The organism is uncultured Clostridium sp. (genome assembly GCF_937920395.1).
Classification (GTDB): domain Bacteria; phylum Bacillota; class Clostridia; order Clostridiales; family Clostridiaceae; genus Clostridium_AD.
Genome location: NZ_CALEVF010000142.1, coordinates 1 through 4,249, shown reverse-complemented (window position 1 = coordinate 4,249; position 4,249 = coordinate 1). Strand labels below are relative to the sequence as shown.

5 protein-coding genes and 2 pseudogenes are annotated in these 4,249 nt (G+C 28.5%); 6 read left to right on the top strand and 1 reads right to left on the bottom strand.

Annotated elements, in window-relative coordinates; genetic code table 11:
* The 4 genes from Q0649_RS10305 to Q0649_RS10290 form a co-directional block, all read left to right on the top strand.
* Positions 1-211 (top strand): CBS domain-containing protein (locus tag Q0649_RS10305; RefSeq protein WP_298841150.1); only part of this gene is annotated, 211 nt, incomplete at its 5' end.
* Positions 212-373: 162 nt separating this feature from the next.
* The gene (sleB, locus tag Q0649_RS10300; RefSeq protein ID WP_298841153.1) at positions 374-1,042 is read left to right on the top strand and encodes a spore cortex-lytic enzyme; all 669 of its coding nucleotides are present in this window, start codon (positions 374-376) and stop codon (positions 1,040-1,042) included.
* 333 nt (positions 1,043-1,375) lie between these two features.
* The gene (locus Q0649_RS10295) at positions 1,376-1,888 is read left to right on the top strand and encodes an RNA polymerase sigma factor (protein ID WP_298841147.1); all 513 of its coding nucleotides are present in this window, start codon (positions 1,376-1,378) and stop codon (positions 1,886-1,888) included.
* Positions 1,875-2,066, top strand: a complete 192-nt coding sequence (locus Q0649_RS10290) for a hypothetical protein (protein WP_298841145.1) — start codon at positions 1,875-1,877, stop codon at positions 2,064-2,066. Before Q0649_RS10295 ends, Q0649_RS10290 begins: the two co-directional genes overlap by 14 nt.
* Positions 2,067-2,073: 7 nt before the next feature.
* Here the strand turns inward: Q0649_RS10290 and Q0649_RS10285 are convergent.
* Positions 2,074-2,340 (bottom strand): annotated as a pseudogene (locus Q0649_RS10285) (aminopeptidase); the annotation flags it as partial.
* A 344-nt stretch (positions 2,341-2,684) separates the two neighbouring features.
* Here Q0649_RS10285 and Q0649_RS10280 point away from each other — a divergent pair.
* Positions 2,685-3,248, top strand: a complete 564-nt coding sequence (locus Q0649_RS10280; protein ID WP_298841143.1) for an ATP-binding protein — start codon at positions 2,685-2,687, stop codon at positions 3,246-3,248.
* 412 nt (positions 3,249-3,660) lie between these two features.
* Positions 3,661-4,249: pseudogene (locus tag Q0649_RS10275) on the top strand (tyrosine-type recombinase/integrase); the annotation flags it as partial.

The following is a 4,249-nucleotide window of genomic DNA, read 5'->3' as shown; positions in this document are numbered from 1 at the left end:
GAAACTTAAAGATATTATGGATGATAAAGTTATTAAAATAAAAGATAGTCAAGATATAGAGGAAGCTGTTGAAATAGCACTTAAATATGATTTGATATCTTTACCTGTAGTGGATATTGATGAAAAGTTATGTGGAATAGTAATTATGAACGATATTATTGAAGAACTATTGTCGCCAAGATGGAAAAGAAAACTTAAGAAAATTATATAAAAAATACATGAAAAAATACACTATAGCTTATATTAGCATAGTGTATTTTTTTTGGGATTAAGCACAAACTAATACTGTTAATAACATTTACATATTGTTATTGAAGGAGGAATAGGTTTGAAGCTTAAAAAACATTTATTTAAAAGATGTTGCGCAGTAATTATGATTATCTTAATAACATATTTTTCAAGTGAAGTCTATTTTAATATTTATAGCAAGCAAGCTATAGCTCAGGTTTATAAATATGGATCGCGTGGTGAACAAGTTAAACAAATTCAAACTAAATTAAAAAAATGGGGATATTACAATGGAGGTATTGATGGAATATATGGCTACAATACATATCTTTCTGTTAAAGCTTTTCAAAAGAGTAATGGATTAAAAGCAGATGGAATGGCCGGTAATTCAACACTCGTAGCCATAGGTCTCCCTGCTAGCACAAAAGCTACTGGATCACCTTCTAGTAAAAATGTAACAAATAATAAAGATGTAGAATTATTAGCAAGACTTATAAATGGCGAGGCTAGAGGAGAACCATACGAGGGTCAGGTGGCTGTCGGAGCTGTTATTTTAAATAGAACATCAGATGCAAGATTTCCATCTACAATAGCAGCAGTAATTTATCAACCAGGGGCATTCACAGCGATTGTTGATGGACAAATAAATGCAAAAATTGAAGAAAGCTCTACGAGGGCAGCAAGAGATGCATTAAACGGGTGGGATCCTTCTGGAGGGGCTGTATTCTATTTCAATCCTTCAACAAGTACCAATAAGTGGATATGGTCACGGACACTTATAAAAATAATTGGTAAACATAGATTTTGCAGTTAATTAACCATCACAACAAATTTGAAAAGAGCTACCTAATAATATAAAATTTATTAGGTAGTTTTTTTATAAAAACTAGTAAAACTTTATATTTTATTGGAACTTATTGTTAATATGTAAGTATATAAGTGTATTACCATATAAGTTATCATTATTTATATTATGGTATAATCTTAATAAGTATGTGCAATTAGTTCACATATTCTTTATACATATTTTACAAAAAACTGGTAAAACATGCAACTAAATACAAGGAAACACGTATATTATGTGAATTGTTTTTTTTAAAACCAGTGGTATTTATAAAAAAACAAATTATGATGGGGGTACGGTTTAATGTCAAGTAAGTTCGAACAACTGTATGACATGTACTACAATTGTGTTTACAGATATATTTTTGTTTCTGTAAAAAACAAATGGAATGCAGAGGATATAATTGCTACTGTGTTTACTAAAATATATGAAAACAAAGATAAAATTACTGATGTAGAAACAAGCAAGAATTGGATATTTAAAATAGCTCATAATGCTATTATAGATTTTTATAGAAAAAACAGTAAAATAATTCCTATAGAAAGCTTTTTAGACAGAGGTGACGAGGATTTCGGATATGAAAATATAGTCATTAGAGACGAATTTGATGGCATAAAAAAAATAATTGACACGTTACCAGAAGATACAAAAAGAATGCTTTATTTGAGGTTTTATGGTGGTCTAAAATTTAGAGAAATTGCAGAAGCTGTAGATATAACAGAAAGTACTGTTAAGTCTACCATTTCGCGGGCTATAAAAAAGATTAAGAAGAGTTATGAACATAGTTTAGGAGGTGAGGTAATTGGAAATAAATGAAAACAGTATTGAGAAATCATTGTGTGATGACGCAGCAGAGATTCTTATTGATGAGGAATTTAAATCAGATTTAAAGAATAAAATAATATTTACCGGTAAATATAACAATATTACTAGGCATCCTAAACATAAAAGAAATTTTAAAGCTAGACAATCTATAAATTGCCTAGCTTTCTAAAATTACTTTATTCTTGCTTACAGTATTTAATTATTAAATTTAGAGTGTTTAATATAGAGTCCATATGAGTTCTTTCATAACCGTGAGAAGCAAAAATTCCAGCACCTATTAAAGCTGTTTTTATATCCCAACCAGCTTTTAAAGCTGCAGAAGCATCAGAACCATAGTGAGGATAAACATCAATTTTATAATCTATGTTTTCTTTTTTACATATTTGCGTTAGTTTCTTTCTAAGGCCCAGATCATAGGGCCCTGATGAGTCTTTAGCACAAATACTTGTGTATCCCATACAGAAAATAGTTTTATTTGAAAAAATACGCAAAACTAATATATTTTTTGAATTATATTATGCCGACACAGAGCGTTTCGTTGAATATTAGATATTATGAAAATCTGTAAATAGGTGATGGGAAGACAATGAAGCGTTTTTGCTATATAATTTAATTAGGTACCCATAAGTAAAATCTATATATTTGCATTATAAGGAATAGATTAAAAATAAATTCTTCTTTATATGTATAGATAATAAATAAAAATAGAGTAAAGGAATCGTTCTGAGCATAATTATTTGAGGAGGAACTAAGAAACATAATTATATTTTTTAGAAGGAGAATAATAATGGGGAAAATAATAGAATTTAGTACTTTTAAAAAAACATATGATTTTGTAACACAAAATGAGACTTCTGATATTGGTACTATAAAGACTAAAAACAGATTATATATTTTAATTGGTATACCAGGTTCAGGAAAAACTTATTATGCAAATAATAAATTAAAGAAGATAAATACTGTAATTGTGTCAAGTGATGAAATCAGGAAAGAGCTAACAGGAACATATGAATTTTCATATGAGACTAATGAACAAGTGTTTAGGATTGCTAAAAGTGCAATTAAAGACGCTTTGTTACATGGATTTGATGTCGTGTTTGATGCAACTAACACTATTAGAGAATATAGAATAAGCTTTCTTAGAATTGCTAAAGACACTAACAACGATATAATTGCGATTGTTTTTAAAACCCAACTATCAGTATGCCTAAAAAGAAATTCAACCCGTAATATTGAAAGAATTGTTCCCGAACATGTTATTATAGGTATGTCTACATACGACTCAAACATCTGTAAAAGCGAAGGGTTTTGTGAAGTCCATTTTGTTAATTCTTCTTTAAATAAAAACTAGATAGATACAAATATCATTGTGGTGTTTTTTTACGATAGTTTAATATTGTCAAAAATAACTAGTTTAGTAAATGAGATTTAACATCACTTTTTTTAATTTATTATACTTGTTGTCTTATAATGTGATTGGTATGTTTTACAAAAGCTTTTATTAATATTATATTAAGTACTAACTATTTATATATACCTATCTATACTCTTGGGATAAATTTAGTATTGATTTAATAAAATAAATTCATTTATAATATTTAACTTCCTATTGTAAGAATAGCACTAAACCGCTATCGCGGTGGTAAACCAAAATTAATTTAGCAACTATAATTGAAACTTATAATATAATTATATCAGCTTCTTTCTTGTATACAACTCCCTTAGAATGGAAAAGATCTAACTTTAAAGGAGATGTTTTATTTATGACAAAAGAACAAGTTTTAGAAAAATTAAAGTTTGATGTAGAACTCAGAGGTTTAAGCAAACATACTCAAGATGAGTACTATTCCAAATGCAAAATCTATCAAAACCACTTTAATAAGCCCGCAACCGAACTAGGTGAAGAAAACATTAGAGAATTTCTACACTTTCTCACAACACAAAAAAAGCTTTCCTCTGGAAGTGTTAATACATATAATAGTGGACTTCGTTTTTTATATGGAGTAATTTTAAATATTAATTTAAACTGCAAATGAATACCTCGTCACCGTAGACACCGTAAATTCCCCAATATTCTCACTCAAGAAGAAATTCAAGCCCTCTTTAATGTCTGTGATAATTTAAGAGATAAATCAATTTTAATGACTCTTTATGGTGCCGGATTAAGACTTAGCGAAGTCTCTTGTCTAAAAGTTTCAGATGTAGATAGCAAGAAAATGCAACTCTTAATACGTAATGGAAAAGGCTCCAAAGATAGATATGCATTACTTTCACAAGATAATTTGGAAATACTAAGAGATTACTGGAAAGCATATCATCCTAAAGAATGGCTTTTTTATAGCAGAATAAATA